Source organism: Lysinibacillus fusiformis (assembly GCF_003049525.1).
GTDB lineage: Bacteria > Bacillota > Bacilli > Bacillales_A > Planococcaceae > Lysinibacillus > Lysinibacillus fusiformis.
The window spans coordinates 89017-109113 of the sequence record NZ_PYWL01000006.1 but is presented as its reverse complement, the minus strand read 5'-3'; the positions used below and the strand labels follow the sequence as shown (position 1 = coordinate 109113).

The window sequence follows — 20097 nt, the reverse complement described above, 5'->3', positions numbered from 1 at the left end:
CATATTATTTTCAAGAAGAACTACGTAAAAACCAAGTACTAATAGTCCTATTCTAGACATTATTTTGTCACGATATAACAAACACCGCCTGCCAAAGTAAGCAAGCGGTGTTAGCTGTTAACAATTAAGCATGGATTTCATGATTTTTCATGAATTTTTGTAGTGTTTCATAGAATGCGTCGAATGTTGGGATGTCCATTTGTTGTTGTGAATCAGAAAGTGCTACAGATGGATCTGGATGCACTTCTGCCATAACACCATCAGCACCGATTGCAATGGCTGCTTTGGCACATGGTAACAATAAGTCACGACGTCCTGTTGAGTGTGTAACATCTACAAATACTGGTAAATGCGTTTCTTGTTTTAACACGGGTACGGCAGAAATATCTAATGTATTACGAGTTGCTTTTTCATAAGTACGAATACCACGCTCACAAAGGATAATATTTTCATTTCCTTTAGACATAATGTATTCCGCTGCATGGATGAACTCATCAATCGTTGCAGCTAAGCCTCGTTTTAGTAGGACAGGTTTATTAGTTGCACCTGCTGCTTTTAATAATTCAAAGTTTTGCATATTTCGTGCACCGATTTGAATCACATCAATATAATCTAATGCTTCCTCTAAATGACCTGGCGTCACAATTTCAGTAATAACACCTAAACCATATTCCTCAGACACACGTTTTAAGATTTTTAAACCTTCTAATCCAAGACCTTGGAAGTCGTATGGAGAAGTACGTGGCTTATAAGCACCACCACGGATTAGCTTTTCACCTTTTGCCTTAATAGAAGCAGCTACTGCAGCTACTTGCTCATAAGATTCAACGGCACAAGGACCAAATACGAAAGATGGCTTCCCTTGTCCAATTAATTCACCATTAATATTAATGACTGTATCTTCGGATTTTTTCTTACGAGATACAAGTAATTCTTTCTTCTTATCAGCTTCAAGTTGTTTTAAAGCTGTTTTAAAGATTTGTTTAAATATATAATCTACCGTCATTTGGTTTAATGGACCTTGGTTGTTTTCTTTAATAAGATCAAGCATGTGTCTTTCACGCAGTGGGTCATAGCGATTTACACCTTGTTTTTCTTTAATTTTACCGATTTCATCAACTACAGCTGCACGTTCGTTAATAAGACGAAGAATTTCTAAGTTTAATCCGTCGATTTGACTACGTAAGCTTTCTAAATCTTTTTGGCTCATGCTTTCTTGCTCCTCTCCTCATGACAGACACTTTCAGAACTCTGAAATGTATGTTACATTTTTAGATAATAGCAATATTATAATCAATGTTGTTCAGAATGTCACGCATTTTTAATTTAGCGCTTCAACTCGCTAAATTGAAATTGAGATATAACGCGAAAGGAAGCGATTACATTGAGTTCTAAATTATTTGCACTTGATATTGGTACACGCTCAGTGGTCGGCATTATTCTTCAAGAAGAAAATGACCATTATCATGTAGAAGATATTGTAGTGAAAGAGCATAAAGAACGTGCCATGGTGGATGGTCAAATACATAATGTCATGTATGTGGCAGAATTAATTAATACAATAAAATATGAACTTGAAGAGAAACACGGTCCTCTGACGAAAGTAAGTGTTGCAGCAGCGGGCCGATCCTTGAAAACTGAACAAGCTAGCGTGACGATCAATATACGTAATCGTCCTATTTTTACAGAAGAAGATATAAGTCGCTTAGAGCTCCAAGCAGTTCAACAAGCCCAACAGCAACTTTTACAACATAAAGAAGATGCCAAAATAAGCCATTATTACTGCGTAGGCTACTCAGTCCTCTACTATCGCTTGGATGGTGAAGAAATTGGCAGCCTCTTGGATCAACAAGGAGACGAGGCACAAATCGAAGTCATTGCTACGTTCCTACCTCGTGTTGTAGTCGAATCACTAATTGCCGCTTTAAAACGAGCTGATTTAGAAATGGAAGCATTGACATTAGAACCTATTGCAGCTATTAATGTCCTTATCCCTTCAACGATGCGTCGTTTAAATGTGGCTCTTGTCGATATAGGCGCGGGTACTTCTGATATTGCCATAACCGATAAAAGTACTGTTGTAGCCTATGGTATGGTTCCAACAGCAGGCGATGAAATAACAGAGGCTTTAAGTGACCATTATTTACTAGACTTTCCTGTTGCCGAAATAGCAAAGCGTCAGCTTCAAACGGCAGAAGAAATATTAATTCAAGACATTCTTGGTTTTGATCAGTATTACCCAAAAGCTGAAGTTTTATTAGCAATTGAACCTGCTGTCAAGCAGCTTGCAAAGTCCATTGGAGAAGAAATTTTACGACTCAATAACCGTGTGGCTCCAAAGGCTGTTATGCTAGTTGGCGGAGGTAGCTTAACACCTAACTTAACAACAGAACTTGGACTAGTCCTTGATTTACCAGCAAACCGTATAGCTGTTCGAGGCATTGATGCTATTCAAAACCTTACTAAGGAAGAGCATATCAAAGCATCGCCAGAGTTAGTTACACCAATCGGTATTGCCATAGCAGCGAAAAAAATGCCTATCCAATATATGAGTTTAACGGTAAATAATCAGGTGGTTCGTCTTTTTGAGCTAAAAGAAATGACGGTTGCAGATGCTTTTTTAGCGGCTAATATCCGTGCTAAACAATTGTATGGAAAACCTGGCCACGGCTTATCTATTAGTGTTAACGGACAAGATATATTCATTCCAGGTGGTCATGGACAGCCAGCTGAAATAATAGTCAACGGACAACAAGCATCAACGAAAACACTAATTAAAACAGGCGATGAAATTCAGCTAGTGGAGGGACAAGATGGACAGCCAGCCACAGTAACGGTGAGAGATCTTATTGATGATGCTGCAATCAAAACCATTACTATCCAAAATACAAAATATGTCATTGAGCCGAAAATTTCAGTCAATCACTCCCCCGCATCGCTGGATACAGTTTTGAATGATCGGGATAGTGTCGTTTTTGAGATAGCTGAAACCATTGAGGAAATTTTTAAAGTCACAAACAACTGGCATTTATTGAAGCAATTTGAGTCTTATACAATACATGTCGATGGACAGCCATTATTTTTACCTGAGTTTTCTTCCCAATTAACGATTAATGGGAAAACTACTAAATTGAGCTATGCTGTGCAAGATGGTGACATGATTAACTTTCAGCAGCAATCATTGCCAACTGTTCAGCGCATTGCAGACCAAATGAATCTTTTGCTGGAAGATAAAATCATCATTCATTTCCAAAATGAAGTAGTGGAGCTTTCCAAAACAGTACATGAAGCACTGGTCAATCAAATGATTGTAGCTCCTCTTTCAACTGTGCCCAATGGAGCCACTGTATTATTTACAGAGAAGGATCGCAGTCGTTGGATTTATCAAGATGTATTTCGCTTTTCTAATTGGCAGCTCCCAAGCACATTCAAAGGAAATTTCACGATTTTAAGAAACGGCCAACCTGCAAGTTTTGATATGGAAATTTTCGGTGGCGATCGACTTGAAATATTATTAGCTGAAACCCCTATCGCATAAAAAAAGGGATACGTTACACGATGATCATGTAACGTATCCCTTTTCGTTATGCATTATGCACGTACTTCTTCATTGGAGCCTTTTGTTTCGTCTTTTTTCTCTTCTGCTTTTACTTCTTCGTTAGGAATAAAATCCTCAAGTGGTTCTTCACCCTCAAAGGAAACCGTCCCATCATCAAAAACTGTAGGAGCCTTTGCTGTTTTTAAAGTTTTTACTTTCTCCACTAATTGTGTAGATTGTTCTTGAATTTGTTTAGAAAGTTGAACCGTTTTATCTTTTGCAGTTGTCGAGAAGTCTGCACTCTTATCTTTTAAATGAACAGCTTGTACAGCCACATCACTACGTAAATCTTTTCCTGATTTTGGAGCCAACAGTAGACCTGCTGCAGCACCTACAATTCCACCTACTAATGCGCCAATCACAAAATCTTTCATGTTTACACGCTCCTCTTCATAAATCGAATCTTGCGAATGATAAAGCTGAGGCAATGAACTTTCAAGCTGTTTTTCCTTTACTTCATTAAAATTTGGCTTTTGAGTTGTCATGCAACAATTCCTCCCCATCATATTATCAAATTTGTCTAGACAGGTTGTCCATCTACTTTTTACAGATGCATGTTCAACTTATGTCCAAGACTTTATATTTATTCAGACCGTACCATGTACTTACTGAATAATTTTTACTATTTACGACCCCATTTTCTTTTCGGCTTTTCTACTTGAACTGTTTCAAAGCCATACACATCCTCAGATACAGTTTCTTGCTCTATGATTTTGCGCTTTTTCCATTTATCAGCAATGCCCATTGCAACATTGCTCCACTGTACTACTTGCGCAATTTTTTCCTCATTTTGTTCTACACTTTTAGAAACAGAAGAAGTAATTTGCTGTACAGAATTATTTAAACCATTGACAGAATCTCCAATACCTTTAACAGCTTGAACCACTGAATTTAACTGTTCAGATTTATGTTGAATATCCTCTGCTAAGCTATTTGTTTTGGATAATAAAGAAGTTGTTTCTCGTGTGACCCCTTCCATTTGTCCCTCAATACCTGATAAAGTGCCAGATAAACTGCTTAAGATGGACTTGAGCGAGAATAATGTCATTCCTACACTCACGCATAAAATTAAAAACCCGATTGCAGCGATAATGGCTGCAATATACAAAATCACTTCCATAAGTTGACCTCCTGCTAGTAAATTCTCTTTACTATTACTTTCCCTATCTTCGACAAAAAAAACGGAATTCCTGCTCAAATTTTAAAAAAACAGCTTAACCCCTACGGACTAAGCTGTTTCATCGTTTTTAAGCACGGCTTCAAAAGCATCTTGGAATTTAGGAACATCTCCAGCACCCATAAATAAGAATACTGCGCCTTGATGTTTTGTTAGTATATCAATTCCTTCAGTGGTAATCACTGCACTGCCCTCGATTAATGACGCCAAATCTTGAATAGAAAGTGCGCCTTGCGTTTCTCTTGCAGAGCCAAAAATATCACATAAATAGGCTGTATCTGCAAGGCTTAGACTATCTGCGAAATCTTGTAAAAAAGCTTGTGTACGTGTAAATGTATGTGGTTGGAATATAGCAACTAGCTCACGATCTGGGAACTTTTGGCGCGCTGATTGAATGGTAGCACGAATTTCCGTTGGATGGTGGGCATAGTCATCTATTAATACATTATCCCCTATATCTGTTTCAGTAAAACGTCTTTTTACACCTTTATACGTGTGCAAACGATCCTGAATAATATCAGGTGAAATTCCTTCATATTCGCATAGAGTAATGACCGCTAATGTATTCAAAATGGCATGATCCCCAAATAATGGAATGAAGAAAGTGCTATAAAATTCATTACGAACAAAAACATCGAATTTTGTACCTTCTGTCGTTTTTTCAACATTACGAGCTTCAAAATCATTCTCAGATCCAAATCCATAATAAACAACCGGAACCTTTGCTTGGATACGTTGAAGCTGTTCATCATCACCACATGCAATAATAGCTTTCTTTACTTGTAAAGCTAATGATTGAAAAGCAGAATAGACATCATCTATATTTGCAAAGTAGTCTGGGTGATCAAAATCAATATTTGTCATCACCGCATAGTCAGGATTATATGCTAAAAAGTGTCGGCGGTATTCACACGCTTCCATCACAAAGAAGTCAGCATTTGCATGACCAGCACCAGTACCATCACCAATTAAATAGGATGTTGGTTTATAACCACCTACCACATGTGCCATTAAACCTGTAGTTGAAGTTTTACCATGTGCACCTGTTATGGCAATGGATATATAGTTACCAATATATTCTCCTAAAAATTTATGGTAACGAATAATCTCTACGCCGATTTCTCGGGCACGAATTAATTCTGGATGATCATCAGGAAAAGCATTACCTGCAATTACAGTCATGCCTTCTTTAATATTATCTGCATTAAATGTAAAAATTGGAATATTACGTTCACGTAACGGCTGCTCCGTGAAGAAATATTTATCGACATCTGAGCCCTGTACTTGTTCACCAGCATCAAATAAGATTTGAGCAAGTGAACTCATGCCAGAACCTTTAATGCCTGTGAAATGAAAAACTGTCATTAATTAAACCCCCCGGGAATTTCAATATCCCATCTATCATCTATTAGGTGTAACGTATTATTTCACGATTGATTAGGTATTAATACCTTCACAAGTATTAAAAAATACGTACTATTCAACACATCTTGTCTATTATAGCACTTTTTATGCATAAGGATAGATGTGTAACTTTTCTAAAAAAACTAATTTCGACGTAAATTAGATAATGTAGACGAAAACAAGGCAATTCTTATTCAAACATAGTAATTAAATCTTCTTCCGTAATGAAACTTTCACGCGGCTTACTACCTCTTGCCTCTGAGATAAAGCCATGTGATTCCAACATATCAATTAAACGAGCAGCACGATTATAGCCAATATGATATTTTCGTTGAATCAAGGACGTAGAAGCTCCACCTTGTTCAAAAACAAAACGGCAAACATCTTCAAACAAATCATCCTGTTCTGCGGATACCTCTGTTTTCTTCAATAGCTCCTCTTGATCAAAAATATAATCAGGCTCTCCTTGTTCACGAACATGCTCGATGATCGCTTCAATTTCATCATCTGTAACAAATGTACCTTGGAGACGTACTGGCGCTGACATACCGTTACCTAAATATAGCATATCGCCTCTTCCAAGTAACCTTTCTGCTCCCTGCCCATCCAAAATTGTACGAGAATCAATTTGTGAAGATACTGCAAAGGCAATACGTGTAGGAATATTGGATTTAATTAATCCTGTTATAACGTCTACAGATGGTCTTTGTGTTGCAACAATTAAATGGATTCCACATGCACGTGCCTTTTGAGCAATACGGCAAATTGCCTCCTCTACATCTGCTGGAGACATCATCATTAAATCGGCTAACTCATCAATAACAATTAAAATATATGGCAATTTCAAACTATGTTCATTATTTTTATCTGCTATTGCATTATAGCGCGTAATATCCCTTGCCCCTGCATGCGCAAACAGTTGATATCGACGTTCCATTTCCTCCACTGCCCATTTAAGAGCTGCAGTTGCAGCCTTCACATCTGTGATCACAGGGCTAACTAAGTGTGGGATATGGTTAAATGGTGCCAGTTCCACCATTTTAGGGTCAATCAACATTAGTTTTAACTCATGTGGTGCAGCTTTATATAATAAACTAACCAAAATAGAATTGATACAAACGGATTTACCTGAACCTGTCGCACCAGCAATTAAACCATGAGGCATTTTTCGTAAATCCAGTGTCACAGGCTTACCTGTTAAATCAAGACCTAATGCTGCCTCTAATGGCGAATCTGATTCAAGGAATGATGCACTATTCGTCACTTCTGATAATCGTACAGCTCTTGATACGCGGTTTGGAATCTCAATACCAATCGAGCTTTTCCCAGGGATCGGTGCTTGAATACGAATATCCTTTGCTGCTAAAGCAAGCTTTAAATCATCTGCTAAATTTCTGATTTTGCTTACCTTCGTACCATGACTCACAGTAATTTCGAATTGAGTAACTGCAGGTCCCTGCATAATCGATTCGATTTGGGCAGAAACCTGGAAATAAGAAAGTGCTTCCACCAATGTATCCCCTTGTTGCTCCATCCAATCTGTATCCTGTGTTTTTTCCTCTGGTAGCTCTAAATATTCGTCAGTTGGCTTCTGATAAACGTGCACAGGTATTGCTTTTTCCTCAACTGCTAGCTCCTGTTCAGCTTCTAAAACCTGTTCTAGATTTTCCACAGGTTTTACTGGAAAATCCTCTACAATTTCAGGATGAACTTCAGTTACTGAAATGATCTCTGATTCTAGCTCTGTTGTTGCAGCAACTTCATCAGCACTAATTCTTGCAATCTCTGCTTCTTCATTCGAGGATACACGAGTCATAGTTGTAACAGGAGCCATTGTAATAACCTCTACTGGATTTTCTGATTGGGCTTCTGTAATGAGATCTTGTCTTTCATTTTCGTGCCGATTGTAATCAACATCTCCTTGAATTTGACTGAATAAAGCAGATTGTGAATCACTTTCTTCCTCTAGCTGTGGTTCAACTAGCTGTATAGCATCTGTATCTATGCTCACCGAAGGCAGGGATTGTTCCACTTCTTTAGCTTCCGTCACATCCATCAGCACATCTTCTACTGCTTCCGGATTACTTTCCACACGAATAGGCTGCGCCATTTTGATTTGTTGTTGAATCCGCCATTTTTCTTTATCCGTTTTTAACATGAGGACATTGAATGGAATACGACTTTTTTCTTCCTTTGGCATAGCATCAGATGATTGTTCATCCATACCCATCTGATAGTCCTCTTCATTACTCGAAGGCTGTACGACAGTTACCTCTCCAATATGAATGGTAGAATTTTCAATTTGAACTTGTTCCACAATCAATTCTTTCACATGAATCTCAGACTGATCTGCAGAAAGCTGCTGTAAGGTTTGATCTTGCATAGCAGCTTCCTTCACTTGATCTTCAAATGCCCTGGCAAAAGGTGTGGTTGGTGGCACCACGATATCTGTTGGCGCACTGTCAGGTACACCCTTTTCTTCATCCAACACATCCGCATTAAATGTAATAGGTTCGACAGTAGGTTCATGGAATTCTTGTTCAATTTCAACATGATGACCTGTACTAGGCGGCTCTTTTTCTTCTAGTATATTTTCATTAGCCTCATTTGTTGTCGCTTCTTTTAATGGCTGATGAATTGTCCATACATCAGAGGTTGTCCTAGCCGTTTCTTGTAGCTCATGTTCTTCTTTTCTTTTATCCAATAATTCATTGATAGGACTTGGTTTTGCAAATCCATAAACGGGTGAAGGTACATCCGTTGGGATAAAGCGTTTCCGATTTTCAAGAAAATCGCTATCTACTTTTTGAGCTTTTTGTTCTTGCCACTGTGGTTTATCTTTTGGTGCAGATGTTGTCTTAGGTATAATTGACTCTTCACGATCTTGTGCATCTCGAAAAACTAAACTCGCTCTTGAACGGTGTTCCTGTTCGACCGGCTGACTTTTCACAGTTGTTTTTCTACCAGTGCGTTTTGAACGACTCGCTAATAAATCTCGAATCCCTGATACATCTACATCATAAACGCTTGAATCAACAATATGATGATTTAAATGCTTGGGTAAGGATAAATCCTCGATTTGCCCATAATAATCATCATTCTCTACCTGATTGAACATTTCTTTTGGGGGCGCTTGTGATACAACGCCTTCCTCATCATCGTCAATCAATGGGAAACGGAAAGTTTTTTGCTTAGTCATTGGCGCATCTTGCTGAGTATGTAACTGTTCTGCTTGTTCCTCTCCGTAGTCCTCATAAAATTCTTCATACTCGTATTCATATTCATCTTTATTTAAAATTTTATTTATTTGTTTTTTAAACCAGTTCACTTCGTTTCACTCATTTCTCTTACACTTCATTTATAGCATTGTCTAGTATTGCTCAAATCAATAGCTCAATGTCTATATCAAAAGCATACCATAAAAACGCTCGCGAAACTTGCATTTAGAGGCTCATTCTACACAAAAAAATCGTTATGTTACTAGCATATTAGTAACATAACGATTTAGGGAATTTCACCTTGATACATTGGATAATATCATGATAAAATTGTTGAATTTTAATAATTTTATTATAAAAAAACGAGTTTATTATTTACTCGGCGATTCAAATGCACTACCTACGATAGCATCTTCAGGCAAAACTAAAATTCCTTTTTCAGATGGAGCATTAGGAACAGCTAGCTCACGTGCTGAACAAAGCATGCCAAATGAATCTACACCTCTTAAATTTCCTTCTTTTATAAGCATTCCTGAAGGCATAACCGCACCAATCTTTGCAACTACTACCTTTTGCCCTGCTTCTACATTAGGTGCGCCACAAACAATTTGTAAAGTCTCATCTCCAACGTTTACTGAACAGATACTTAATTTATCAGCATTTGGATGCTTTTCTTTCGTTGCTACAAAACCTACGACAAATTTCGGAGAGAAATCAACATCTAGACTAATGTTAGCACCGTTCTTTTCGATTGCTGCTGCTAATTGTTCAACTAACTCTGGAGTAACCTCAACTAATCCTCTTGCATCTGTTTGTACATATTGGCTCGCATTAAATAAATTAAATGCTTTAATTTCACCCGTTTGAGCTTCTTTTAATATAGCAATATCCCCAGCACGCTCTACTACTGTGTTAACGATAGACTCCGTTGCTAGTTGAACTAGTAATACATCTCCTACATGCTCTTTGTTGTAAAATACGTTCATTGTTTTTCTTGCTCCTTTTTCACTCTGTTTTTTGCTAAAATAAAGATCGGTTCTAATTCCCCGTCTTCATAGATAAAAGATAATGACGTGATCGGTACTGTACCGACTGCAAAGAAATGCATCGTCATCTGTGCTAATACATCATACCCTGTTTCATTCCGAATATCACCTATAATTAGCACATCTTGATGGGGCACAGATAATGTCATATCCCCCTCCACTTGCGTACGCATTTCTTTTAAAAAGCTCTCATTTAAAATTCGGCTTGCATCATAACCATCATTCATATTAACAAAATAAAAGAAGTTATTGGCGACCTCATCCTTTTTATAAGAGGTTGGTAATTGTTTAACTGAAAAACGTGCCATTTCACGAATTTGCTCTACACTTAATTGTAAAGCTTCCAGCATAGATTCATCGATAAAACGATAGGTTTTGCCTAAATCAAGCGCATAAAAGATGCGTGTTTCCGCTGTATGGTCTGTTGTAATAAACGCATGTCCCTCTTTTGATGCTTGAGGATAGGATGTCGCACGAATAATAGGATAAATTTGTCTAGCCGTTTGGAAACCCTTTTCTTTTTCTTGTTCCATCGCATTAAAAGTTTGCGTAATCGTATACACAACCTCATCAATAGCTGCTTCTTGCTTATCATTGTATTTTGCTAAAATCCCAGGTAACGAAAGCTCCATACCTTTTTCAATCGTCTTATGATTCAATCTTAATTTATCGTGCTTTTTATCGAAATGAAAATCGTATTTCTCTTCGTTTAATCGTTTTCTTAATAGCTCTACAAGCTGCTCTGATTTCAATTGCTTCATATTTTCTCACATCCTATCTTCAAAATGAAACGGCTCACATGTTTGTGAACCGTCTTGTTCAATCTTGTTTATTTACTTCATCTTAACCGAATGAACGATTTTCGTCATCTCACGCAAATTATCTTCTATATGTTTGGCCGGAGAAATCGTGGTCATTTTCACACCACCACTACTCACAATGAGCTCCATTTCATTCTCATCATCTGTTTTTAGTACGGCTGTAAAGCCAAAGCGACCATCTTTATCATAAGTAGTCTCCTCAATGATTTTATCAGCTTCATTGTCTTTTAAAAGATGATAATAAAGTTTACTATCTTGTGCTTCTTTATCGTTAATGAAGAGGATATAGCTTTCTTTTCCTTTTGAAATAACAATATTGTAAGCATCTGAACTATCTTCAACTTTAAAATTTGAAGGTAAGTATAAATTAATATTCCCAATTTCCTCGGTATGTTCTTCAGGCTCTTCTGCAAAAACCGTTTCTGTGATTTGAAGTCCGTTGGCAATTTGCTCATCGATCGATTGATTGCAGCCAGAAAGCATCAGAAGTAACAGCGTCAGGCCAATAACTTGTAGCCATTTATATGACATGTCTCTCTTCCTTTCTCTTGCACTACTAACTAACTTTTTTTCTATTTTAAAAAAATTATTAGGAAGATGCAACCTCTCCGCATGCGCATTACTAATTCCATTTAACTATTTTTCGGAAAATGTGAACAAATATTGACCAACCAATAGTGATACAATATGCTCAAACATCATTTGTCTGCTTACTAAACCTTGTGTAAAAATCCCTACTGCTCCAGTGCCCTGACGAATATCCCTGCGCTGTGTATATTGCTCCATGAGTGGACCAAGCTCTCCGCCAGATCTGATTTCCTGGGCAATTTCTTTTGGTAAAATAATTTGTGCACCTGCCGCTGTAAATATTGTCCCATCGGATGCTGTTAATGCACCCCAATTACACACATACATTTCGCCTTCTATTTCAGTTACACCACCTTCTAAACCAAAGGATAGTGATGCATCGGTTTTTATCATGGCATTTTTCGCACGGTTCATCGCACCTAATCTCGTTTCTTCATTCGACATAGGCTGATCTGATACTTTTGAAGCAGCTTTCACATAGGTAAAGGTTGTATCCTCAAAATATTTTTGAGCTACAGCTTCAACTGCTTCAGTTTTCGCTTTATTAGTTGTTCCAATTGCTATTTTCATCAAACCCCTACTTTCTTTCCATAGAAAAAGATGCCTTTTTACAGGCATCTTTCCAACTTCTTATACATTAGCGCGAATAGACTCTAAAGTCGAACGATCTGCTTTTTTCACTAATTCAACAATTAATGCTTTAGCAGCAGCGTAATCATCAATGTGAATGATAGACGCAGATGTGTGAATATAACGTGAGCAAACACCAATTACTGCACTTGGTACACCGTCGTTAGCTGTATGTACTCGTCCAGCGTCAGTTCCACCCTGTGATACAAAGTATTGGTAAGGAATATGGTTGGATTCAGCTGTATCTAAAATGAATTCTCGCATACCACGATGTGTCACCATTGTACGGTCAAGAATACGAAGTAATGTTCCTTTACCAAGCTGTCCAAATTGATCTTTTTTACCTGATGTATCATTTGCTGGTGAAGCATCTAATGCAAAGAATAAATCCGGTTTAATCATGTTTGCTGACACTTGAGCACCACGTAAACCAACCTCTTCCATTACATTTGCCCCTGAATATAAATGAGATCCAAGCTTATCATTTTTGACTTCTTTCATTAATTCAATTGCTAAACCACAGCCATAGCGGTTATCCCAAGCCTTGGCCATAATTTTTTTCGGATTGGCCATTGGTGTAAATGGACAAACAGGAATGATGGATTGTCCTGGACGAACTCCCAATGCTACCGCATCCTCCTTGCTGTCAGCGCCAATATCGATTAACATATTTTTTATATCCATAGGCTTAGAGCGTTCTGCATCCGTTAATAAATGTGGTGGGATAGATGCGATAACACCAGGAATAGCCCCATTTTTCGTATAGACTTCTACACGTTGTGCAAGCATAACCTGGTTCCACCAGCCACCTAACGTCTGAAAACGGATCATGCCATTATCAGTAATAGAAGTAACCATAAATGCTACTTCATCCATATGACCTGCAACTAAAATTTTTGGTGCATCCGCAACATCACTATGCTTTACACCAAAAATCCCCCCCAAATTGTCTTGAACGATTTCATCTGAATACTTTTCCAACTCAGATCGCATGAACGCGCGAACAGCGTGCTCATTACCAGGAGCACCTGGTAACTCTGTTAATGTTTTAAATAATTGCAATGTTTCCTCATTCATGTTGACTCTCTCCCCACGAAGTAGAATATTCTTCCTCGCCTATTGTAACATATTTATTTCCGAATTCGAAATATTGATACATTTCCTAAAACTGTTATCATGTGAACGTGCATTCACTCTATAGGCTATGCTAAAATATAGGTACAGAAAAAGGAGGAAGATGTATGAAATTACGTGATTTTTTAATTGGTGTTGCAACTGGCTTAGCTGCCGCAGTCATTATTAAAGAAGCTAGTGAAAAAGTTTCTCCGTTCGTACCTGCAGGACAAGTACTTGAAAACATAAAAAAAGAATTTAAAAAGGATGCACCGATTGACGGTTCCTGGATTTTTATGAAAACAGAAGATTATACAAATGGTATCATTACTATTCCTGTCTATCGTGGAGGCATTTCACGCATGCATGAGGGTGACATGCAAACATTTGAATTTGCAGCTGATGCACGCTCGGGCGTTGTAGTGGAATTAACAGAGGTTTAGCCCTAAAAAAGAAGCAAAAGAAGCCCTCTCATTTTTTTAATTGAGATGGCTTCTCTTTATTATTCTGATAAACCTTTATTATTAAAGTATTTTTTATATTTGCGATAATAATTTAAGTTATTGAGTGTTAGCTTCACCCAACGCTTTGTATTCATATCTTCATTATAGTAAAGGGAGTTTGTGTATTTACCTTCACTAATTAATTTTTTCGCCTCTAATTTCAGCTTTTCGTTCGATGCATATTTGAATAATACACCTTTTGGAATAACCATCCACAGATGTTTATCCTCCACATAAGTAACTTCTTGCTCGATGTTTAACATATGATCATCAGCAACGTACTTCATTAAATTATGGCCACTTGCCGTAACATAATAGCTAGAACGTCCATTACGTAAATTAATTTCAAACAGCTTGTACTGTTTATCACGAATATCGTATTTCATATCGAAATTGGCAAAGCCTGTATAGCCGATGTCCTCTAAGAAGAAACGTACTTGATCCATTAATTCTTTATCATATGTTGTTACGATTGCTGCATAACTTCCGATTCCTTCAGGTGAATGCTCTTCTAGAATAGGATTCCCTAGACACATCAGCTTCACTTTCCCATCTTTGCCCACATAAGCGTTAAGCACACGCATATATGAATCATCACCAGGGATAAATTCTTGAATAATCATTGTATCTTGATAGCTTGAGCTATAAATCGCTTTTAAAATAGCTGTTTTTTCTGCCTCATCATGCGCAACAAAAACTTTTTTCTTCCCTGGGAATTTACATGCCCAGTATTCAACAGAATTTGACGCCTTTAAAATAATTGGATACTCAAATGGAGGTGTAAAATTGTCATAATTGTCTGCTGTTACAGTCGTTGTTCCTGGATATTTAAAATCGTATTTATCACACATTTTATAGAAATTTTCTTTGAGTAAAATTTCATCCATTAGAGACTCATCGATGTAAGGTACTGTGAAATGCTCCTGTAGCGCTGGCTTATTTTTAATAATAAGCTTGGCATAATCGTCACCACACGCTAAGAGCAATAGTTTTTTATCCGCATATTGTTTTGCAACTTGTGCAAGGGCAGGAGCAAATACATCCTGTTCATTTAAACGGTCGATTTCTTGAAATTGTAAGATATGGCTATCTTGTGTAGCTGTTAAATGAGAACGTCCTAAGACAAGTGGTTTTATTCCATATGCTTCGTAAAATGCACGGGCCATCCCATATGCATTCATATCTGATCCTAGTAAAACTGGTAAAAATGGTTGTTCAGTTGCCATGTTTATTTCAACTCTCTTTTATAATTTAGTTTCGTGTTTAGTGTATCATATTTTCCATCATCATCACGAACAAAAAAGCGAGGTATCGACATTTTACATGTCACTACCTCGTCATTGTTAGAATGTAATTACAGCTTGTCTACTACGCTCGAGCTTAGCCTTGATTTCTTTCCCCGTTTCATCCCATTTAATCATACGGTAATAGGCATCATGGTAGAAAATAAAGCCATAGTTATTGGCAAGAGCTTCTTTCATAAGACGCTCTTTGGCAAAAACACTTGTCATTGGATAGTCATCATAAGCTAAAACCCATAATGGATTTTGATGAGCATGAGTAGGCATAATGTCTGCCATATGCAAAAGTACTTCACCTTGTTGAGTAAGTTTAATGACAGCATGTCCTTCACTATGACCACCTGTATGAATCATCTCGATTCCTGGTGCTACTTCCCACATATCTTCATAGGTTTCAACTAAGTGCTGCACAGGCTCCCAATTTTCTTTCCAGTACGTATTTTTCGAGCGAATATTTGGGTTACGCATCTCATCCCATTCAATTTTTGTTACAAAAATTTTAGCATTCGGGAAAGTAGGTACAAGCACATCATCTTGCCACTGAGTTAAGCCACCAGCATGATCAAAATGTAAATGTGTCATTAGCACCGCATCAATATCTGCTGTCGTTAAGCCAAGCTCTTGTAAACTATCCGCTAACGAAGATTCCTCTGTTACCCCAAAGTTTCTTAGCTGTTTTTCATTTAATTTGTTAAAGCCAACACCCGTATCAATAAGATAGTTTTTTCCCTCATATTGAATAAGAATTGGTTCTGTTGGTAATTCAATTTGGTTTTTTTCATTGACTGGATATTTACGTGACCAAAGTGGTTTCGGTACAACTCCAAACATCGCACCACCATCTAGGCACGTAACACCCCCGTTAAGCCATGATAATGACATATTGTGAAACTGTAACTGATCCATCCATATTCCCCCTACAATTTAGTGATAAATTGCGACTCTAAGCGATAAATCGGCTGTCCTTTTGCAGAAAATTTCTGCTCATATTCAGTCATCACATTATCCTCAGGCATATTTGCATGTAAGTCGAGTGATACATACTTTAGTAACATACCATATTCAGATATACTGATTAACGAAAATTCAAACAAACCACGGTTATCCGTTTTAAAATGGATTTCCCCATTATCCACCAAAATCGACTCATATAATTTCAAAAAACCCCCATGCGTCAAACGTCTTTTGGCATGACGTGTTTTTGGCCAAGGATCTGAGAAATTCAAATATACACGTGCTACATCATTTTTGTTAAAGAATTTATTTAAATCCGCGCCATTTACTTTAAGCAAACGTAAATTGGCTGGAGATTTTGCTTCTAGAATTTTCTCTAATGCACAAACAATTACACTATCATAAAGCTCAATGCCAATATAATTAATATCTGGATTTTGTAAAGCCATTCCTGTAACAAATTGTCCCTTTCCAGTACCAACTTCTATATGAATTGGGTTGTCATTTCCGAAAACAGCCTGCCAATTTCCTTTAAAGTCTTCAGGATTCGGAACGATTACCTCTGGATGATTTGTAATCATTTCCTCTGCCCAAGGCTTATTTCTTAATCTCACTGTTGTTCCTCATTTCTTTCTTATAAAATTATTGATTTTTTTATAGTATAACGTATTCCTCTTACATTCGCATAAAATTATTGCGCAATGATATTATTTAAGAACTCTTTGTCATAATGTTCCATGCATTCTGTTGCACTGTACAGTGAATGGTAGAACCCTGATGGACACTTCCACTATAATTACCATCCATATGACAATCAACCTGGTGATCATTCACGATAATATCAAAATGTTGTCCTTGTAAAAATGTGATTTCTTTAAATTTCGTATGCTTTTCAAAAAAAACAGTCGCAAAAATAAGTAATAATTTCAGACGGGAAATATCATGGACGATTGTAATATCGACTCGGCCATCATCTGCTTTTGCAGCTGGTGATATTTTCATCCCTCCGCCAAAATAAGGCTGATTGCACATGGCGACAAACCATGCTCGTTGGAATTGCCACTCTTGATGATCAGAACGTATCGTGACGTTAAAACATTCAAAGCTAAATAAGCCTCTAATGACAGCAATAGCATACGACAGCTTACCCAATCCTATTTTATTGAGGTAAAATTTAAGGCGAGATGTATTAATCGATTTTGTGACATAAGCATCAAAGCCTATGCCAGCATTGTTGACAAAGAGTTCATCCCATCTATTGCTGAGCTGAATACTTCCCGCATCTATTTTTGTATAGGCCGTGGAAGCATTCAATACATAGTCCTCGATTTGCTGAGCATTGTAAAATGTGGGAAACGAACGCGCAAAATCATTACCAGAGCCTGCACGAACCACACCTAGCACTAAAAATTTATTATGTACAACACCACTAAACACCTCATGGATGGTTCCATCTCCACCAACAACTATTAGTAATTTTTGATCCTGCCGTTGTCGAGCCCATTGTTTGGCAAGTTCGCGTCCATGTCCTTCATATTTCGTAAAAGCCACTTCATAATCTATCGTTAGCTGCTTACGAAGTTGAGACCATACTTTCTTCCCTTTTCCATTTCCTGCAGCTTTATTGACAATAAATAGAATTTGCATACTCAATCCTCTGTTGTTTGTGAAGCTTGCTGCCAAATATCTCTATTAAACGAAGTAGTTTGTACAGTATTTAGAATCGCTTGAGACGCACGTATTTGCATATGCTTCATTGGAGAGGAGACCTTTCGCAAATGCTCCATCCATTCTCCGTAATTTCGTCGATCAACAAAACGAATCCCATACGGTGAACCCGGATAATCAAAATAACCATTTCGAGTTAATACCACTTTTCGAATAGGCATATCTATATTTTCTTCTTTAAACAATTGGAATAGTACCGACTCCATACGGGCTAAGTTTATCGTTGGATTCAGAACTTTAGAGTCCTTTGTCCCCACCTTTTTCATCCAAAAGCGATCACTTCCACCAACATATACAGCTTGATTATCTGCTTCCAAAACGGTAATACAAATACACTCGGTCGGAGACATTAACACAACATCAAGCTCAATCGGTGCTTTTCTTATTTGTAGAATAGGATAATAAAACAACAAGAAATTATCTGGTAATGTTTGTAATAAAGTACGTAGTAACGAGTCACGCATGAAGCGAGGATCTACATATGATTTTTCACGTAATGTTGAACTAGCCCATTTCATTTGGAAATGGAAGAATTGATCAATAAACATTCGCTTCAATTCATGGATGGATTGCGGAGCATACACAATCTTAGGTTCAAATGTTAGTGTTGTTTCTTCTTCTGGAATGGTATCCTCACTACTTATGAGTTCGTTTGATATTTCTATATCTTCAACGTCTTCTGCTGCTTCTTTTTGTCGTCCTGTAAATATTTTTTTAATAAAGGAAAATCGCTCTTTCTCCTCGAAAGTATCCGCTTCTGTCTCATTATCAATATGTTGCCACTCGCTTATATCTTCTCCCAATTCCCATTGACGCTTAATGCGATCCCATTGGCTTTTCTTCAAGCGTACAAATTGTGTAGGATATCTTGCTAAGTCAATTTGATAGCGAGAAATATAATCTTGTATTTTCACTAATTGTGCCATGTAAAGGTCACTCCATTCTTCCTTACCATCTCGTTAGTTCTCTCTTTTCTTGATTGCTTAAGATAAAAGAGTCTATGCATTCTTATGTATTCATTACATCGACATTTGTTCTACAAATTTCAATCTGTAAGATTATGCTACTATCCTTTTCATTTTACATGACAAGACCCAACATTACACCATAAATAAAGAGAACTATCCATACAGATAGTTCCCTACAAGGTTCTTTTATTTTGTATTGACTGAAAGTGGTAATTTCGCTTCAAATGTTTGCTGTAATTGACGAGTCCATTCACCTGGAACTCCAGCACCAATTTGGTTGCCGTCCACATCAATGACTGGCGTAACCTCAGAAGATACAGACGACACAATGATTTCATCCATTGTTAGTAAATCCGCTTTCGTCATTGGCTCTTCGATCACTGGCAAATTAATTTCTTCCGCACATTTTAAAATGACTTGACGTGTAATACCATTTAAGATGAAATTATTAGCTGGATGTGTATAAAGTTTACCATCTTTAATGCCATAAACATTTGCTGAAGAGCATTCTGTCACGATATCTCCGCGATGTAAAATCGCTTCATAGCAACCTTTTTCAGCAGCTTCTTGTTTTGCTAAAACTGCCCCAAGCAGGTTTAAAGATTTAATGTCACAACGTAACCAACGAATATCCTCAACAAAAGTGGCTTTAACACCTTTTTCAAAGTTTTCATATGCACGTTCACCCGCTTTTACATTACCAGTTAATACTGCTGGAATACTTGCATCCGGGAAAACGTGATTACGGGAATTAGCTCCACGAGTGATTTGAAAATAAATATGTCCTGTTTCCAAATTATTCTTTTCAATTAACTCATGTAGTAATTTGTGTAAAACGTCTTTTGTATAAGGAATAACAAGGCGAATTTTTTCGGCGCTCGCATAGAAACGATCAATGTGCTCTTGTGCTGTAAACATATTTCCGTTATATACTTTGATTACTTCATAAATACCGTCACCGAACTGATAACCTCTGTCTTCTGGTGAGATTGCAATAGATCCTTCTTCAACAATTTGATCATTCCATAATGAATATGCCATTTTCCGT

The 20097-nt window shown here is 37.3% G+C and carries 18 protein-coding genes; 2 read left to right on the top strand and 16 right to left on the bottom strand.

The window, feature by feature from the left end:
- Nucleotides 1-124 precede the first annotated feature (124 nt).
- Nucleotides 125-1210, bottom strand: a complete 1086-nt coding sequence (locus tag C9J29_RS15055; RefSeq protein WP_025116991.1) for a bifunctional 3-deoxy-7-phosphoheptulonate synthase/chorismate mutase — start codon at nt 1208-1210, stop codon at nt 125-127.
- Nucleotides 1211-1384: 174 nt separating this feature from the next.
- Between C9J29_RS15055 and pilM the strand changes: the two genes are divergently transcribed.
- A complete protein-coding gene (gene pilM, locus C9J29_RS15050; protein ID WP_008176744.1) occupies nt 1385-3538 on the top strand; it encodes a pilus assembly protein PilM in 2154 nt (717 codons plus the stop codon).
- Nucleotides 3539-3591: 53 nt separating this feature from the next.
- Here pilM and C9J29_RS15045 read toward each other — a convergent pair whose 3' ends face one another.
- The 9 genes from C9J29_RS15045 to C9J29_RS15005 form a co-directional block, all read right to left on the bottom strand.
- Nucleotides 3592-4083 (bottom strand): YtxH domain-containing protein, encoded by a 492-nt coding sequence (locus C9J29_RS15045; RefSeq protein WP_089985654.1) that lies wholly within the window; start codon nt 4081-4083, stop codon nt 3592-3594.
- Between the two features lie 137 nt (nt 4084-4220).
- Nucleotides 4221-4718: a DUF948 domain-containing protein gene (locus tag C9J29_RS15040; protein WP_043990204.1), complete on the bottom strand. Its 498-nt coding sequence runs from the start codon at nt 4716-4718 to the stop codon at nt 4221-4223.
- Between the two features lie 108 nt (nt 4719-4826).
- Complete coding sequence (gene murC, locus C9J29_RS15035) at nt 4827-6140, bottom strand: UDP-N-acetylmuramate--L-alanine ligase (RefSeq protein ID WP_008176739.1); 1314 nt, start codon at nt 6138-6140, stop codon at nt 4827-4829.
- Nucleotides 6141-6369: 229 nt separating this feature from the next.
- Entirely contained in the window at nt 6370-9507 is a 3138-nt protein-coding gene (locus C9J29_RS15030; protein WP_107922386.1) for a DNA translocase FtsK, read from the bottom strand.
- Nucleotides 9508-9768: 261 nt separating this feature from the next.
- Nucleotides 9769-10383 (bottom strand): YtpR family tRNA-binding protein, encoded by a 615-nt coding sequence (gene ytpR / locus C9J29_RS15025; RefSeq protein ID WP_008176735.1) that lies wholly within the window; start codon nt 10381-10383, stop codon nt 9769-9771.
- Nucleotides 10380-11204, bottom strand: coding sequence for a DUF1444 domain-containing protein (locus C9J29_RS15020; RefSeq protein WP_089985647.1), 825 nt, complete (start codon nt 11202-11204; stop codon nt 10380-10382). Before C9J29_RS15020 ends, ytpR begins: the two co-directional genes overlap by 4 nt.
- Nucleotides 11205-11276: 72 nt before the next feature.
- Nucleotides 11277-11795, bottom strand: a complete 519-nt coding sequence (locus tag C9J29_RS15015) for a hypothetical protein (RefSeq protein WP_008176731.1) — start codon at nt 11793-11795, stop codon at nt 11277-11279.
- Nucleotides 11796-11900: 105 nt separating this feature from the next.
- Nucleotides 11901-12422, bottom strand: a complete 522-nt coding sequence (locus C9J29_RS15010; RefSeq protein WP_089985645.1) for a DUF84 family protein — start codon at nt 12420-12422, stop codon at nt 11901-11903.
- A gap of 60 nt (nt 12423-12482) precedes the next feature.
- Nucleotides 12483-13559, bottom strand: a complete 1077-nt coding sequence (locus tag C9J29_RS15005) for a M42 family metallopeptidase (protein ID WP_025116982.1) — start codon at nt 13557-13559, stop codon at nt 12483-12485.
- 164 nt (nt 13560-13723) lie between these two features.
- Here C9J29_RS15005 and C9J29_RS15000 point away from each other — a divergent pair, with 164 nt between their 5' ends.
- Nucleotides 13724-14038: a hypothetical protein gene (locus C9J29_RS15000; protein WP_008176726.1), complete on the top strand. Its 315-nt coding sequence runs from the start codon at nt 13724-13726 to the stop codon at nt 14036-14038.
- Between the two features lie 59 nt (nt 14039-14097).
- On the opposite strand, the gene C9J29_RS14995 is transcribed toward C9J29_RS15000, so the two are convergent.
- From C9J29_RS14995 to dat, 6 genes are all read right to left on the bottom strand, one after another.
- Nucleotides 14098-15324 carry a carboxylate--amine ligase gene (locus tag C9J29_RS14995; RefSeq protein ID WP_008176723.1) on the bottom strand — a complete coding sequence of 409 codons (1227 nt, stop codon included), beginning with the start codon at nt 15322-15324 and terminating at the stop codon, nt 14098-14100.
- A gap of 117 nt (nt 15325-15441) precedes the next feature.
- Nucleotides 15442-16305: a YtnP family quorum-quenching lactonase gene (locus C9J29_RS14990; protein WP_107922385.1), complete on the bottom strand. Its 864-nt coding sequence runs from the start codon at nt 16303-16305 to the stop codon at nt 15442-15444.
- A gap of 11 nt (nt 16306-16316) precedes the next feature.
- Nucleotides 16317-16967, bottom strand: a complete 651-nt coding sequence (gene trmB / locus C9J29_RS14985) for a tRNA (guanosine(46)-N7)-methyltransferase TrmB (protein WP_008176719.1) — start codon at nt 16965-16967, stop codon at nt 16317-16319.
- 97 nt (nt 16968-17064) lie between these two features.
- Nucleotides 17065-18000, bottom strand: coding sequence for a diacylglycerol/lipid kinase family protein (locus C9J29_RS14980; protein WP_107922384.1), 936 nt, complete (start codon nt 17998-18000; stop codon nt 17065-17067).
- Between the two features lie 2 nt (nt 18001-18002).
- Entirely contained in the window at nt 18003-19007 is a 1005-nt protein-coding gene (locus C9J29_RS14975) for an NERD domain-containing protein (protein ID WP_008176716.1), read from the bottom strand.
- A gap of 228 nt (nt 19008-19235) precedes the next feature.
- The gene (dat, locus tag C9J29_RS14970; RefSeq protein WP_107922383.1) at nt 19236-20090 is read right to left on the bottom strand and encodes a D-amino-acid transaminase; all 855 of its coding nucleotides are present in this window, start codon (nt 20088-20090) and stop codon (nt 19236-19238) included.
- Nucleotides 20091-20097 lie beyond the last annotated feature (7 nt).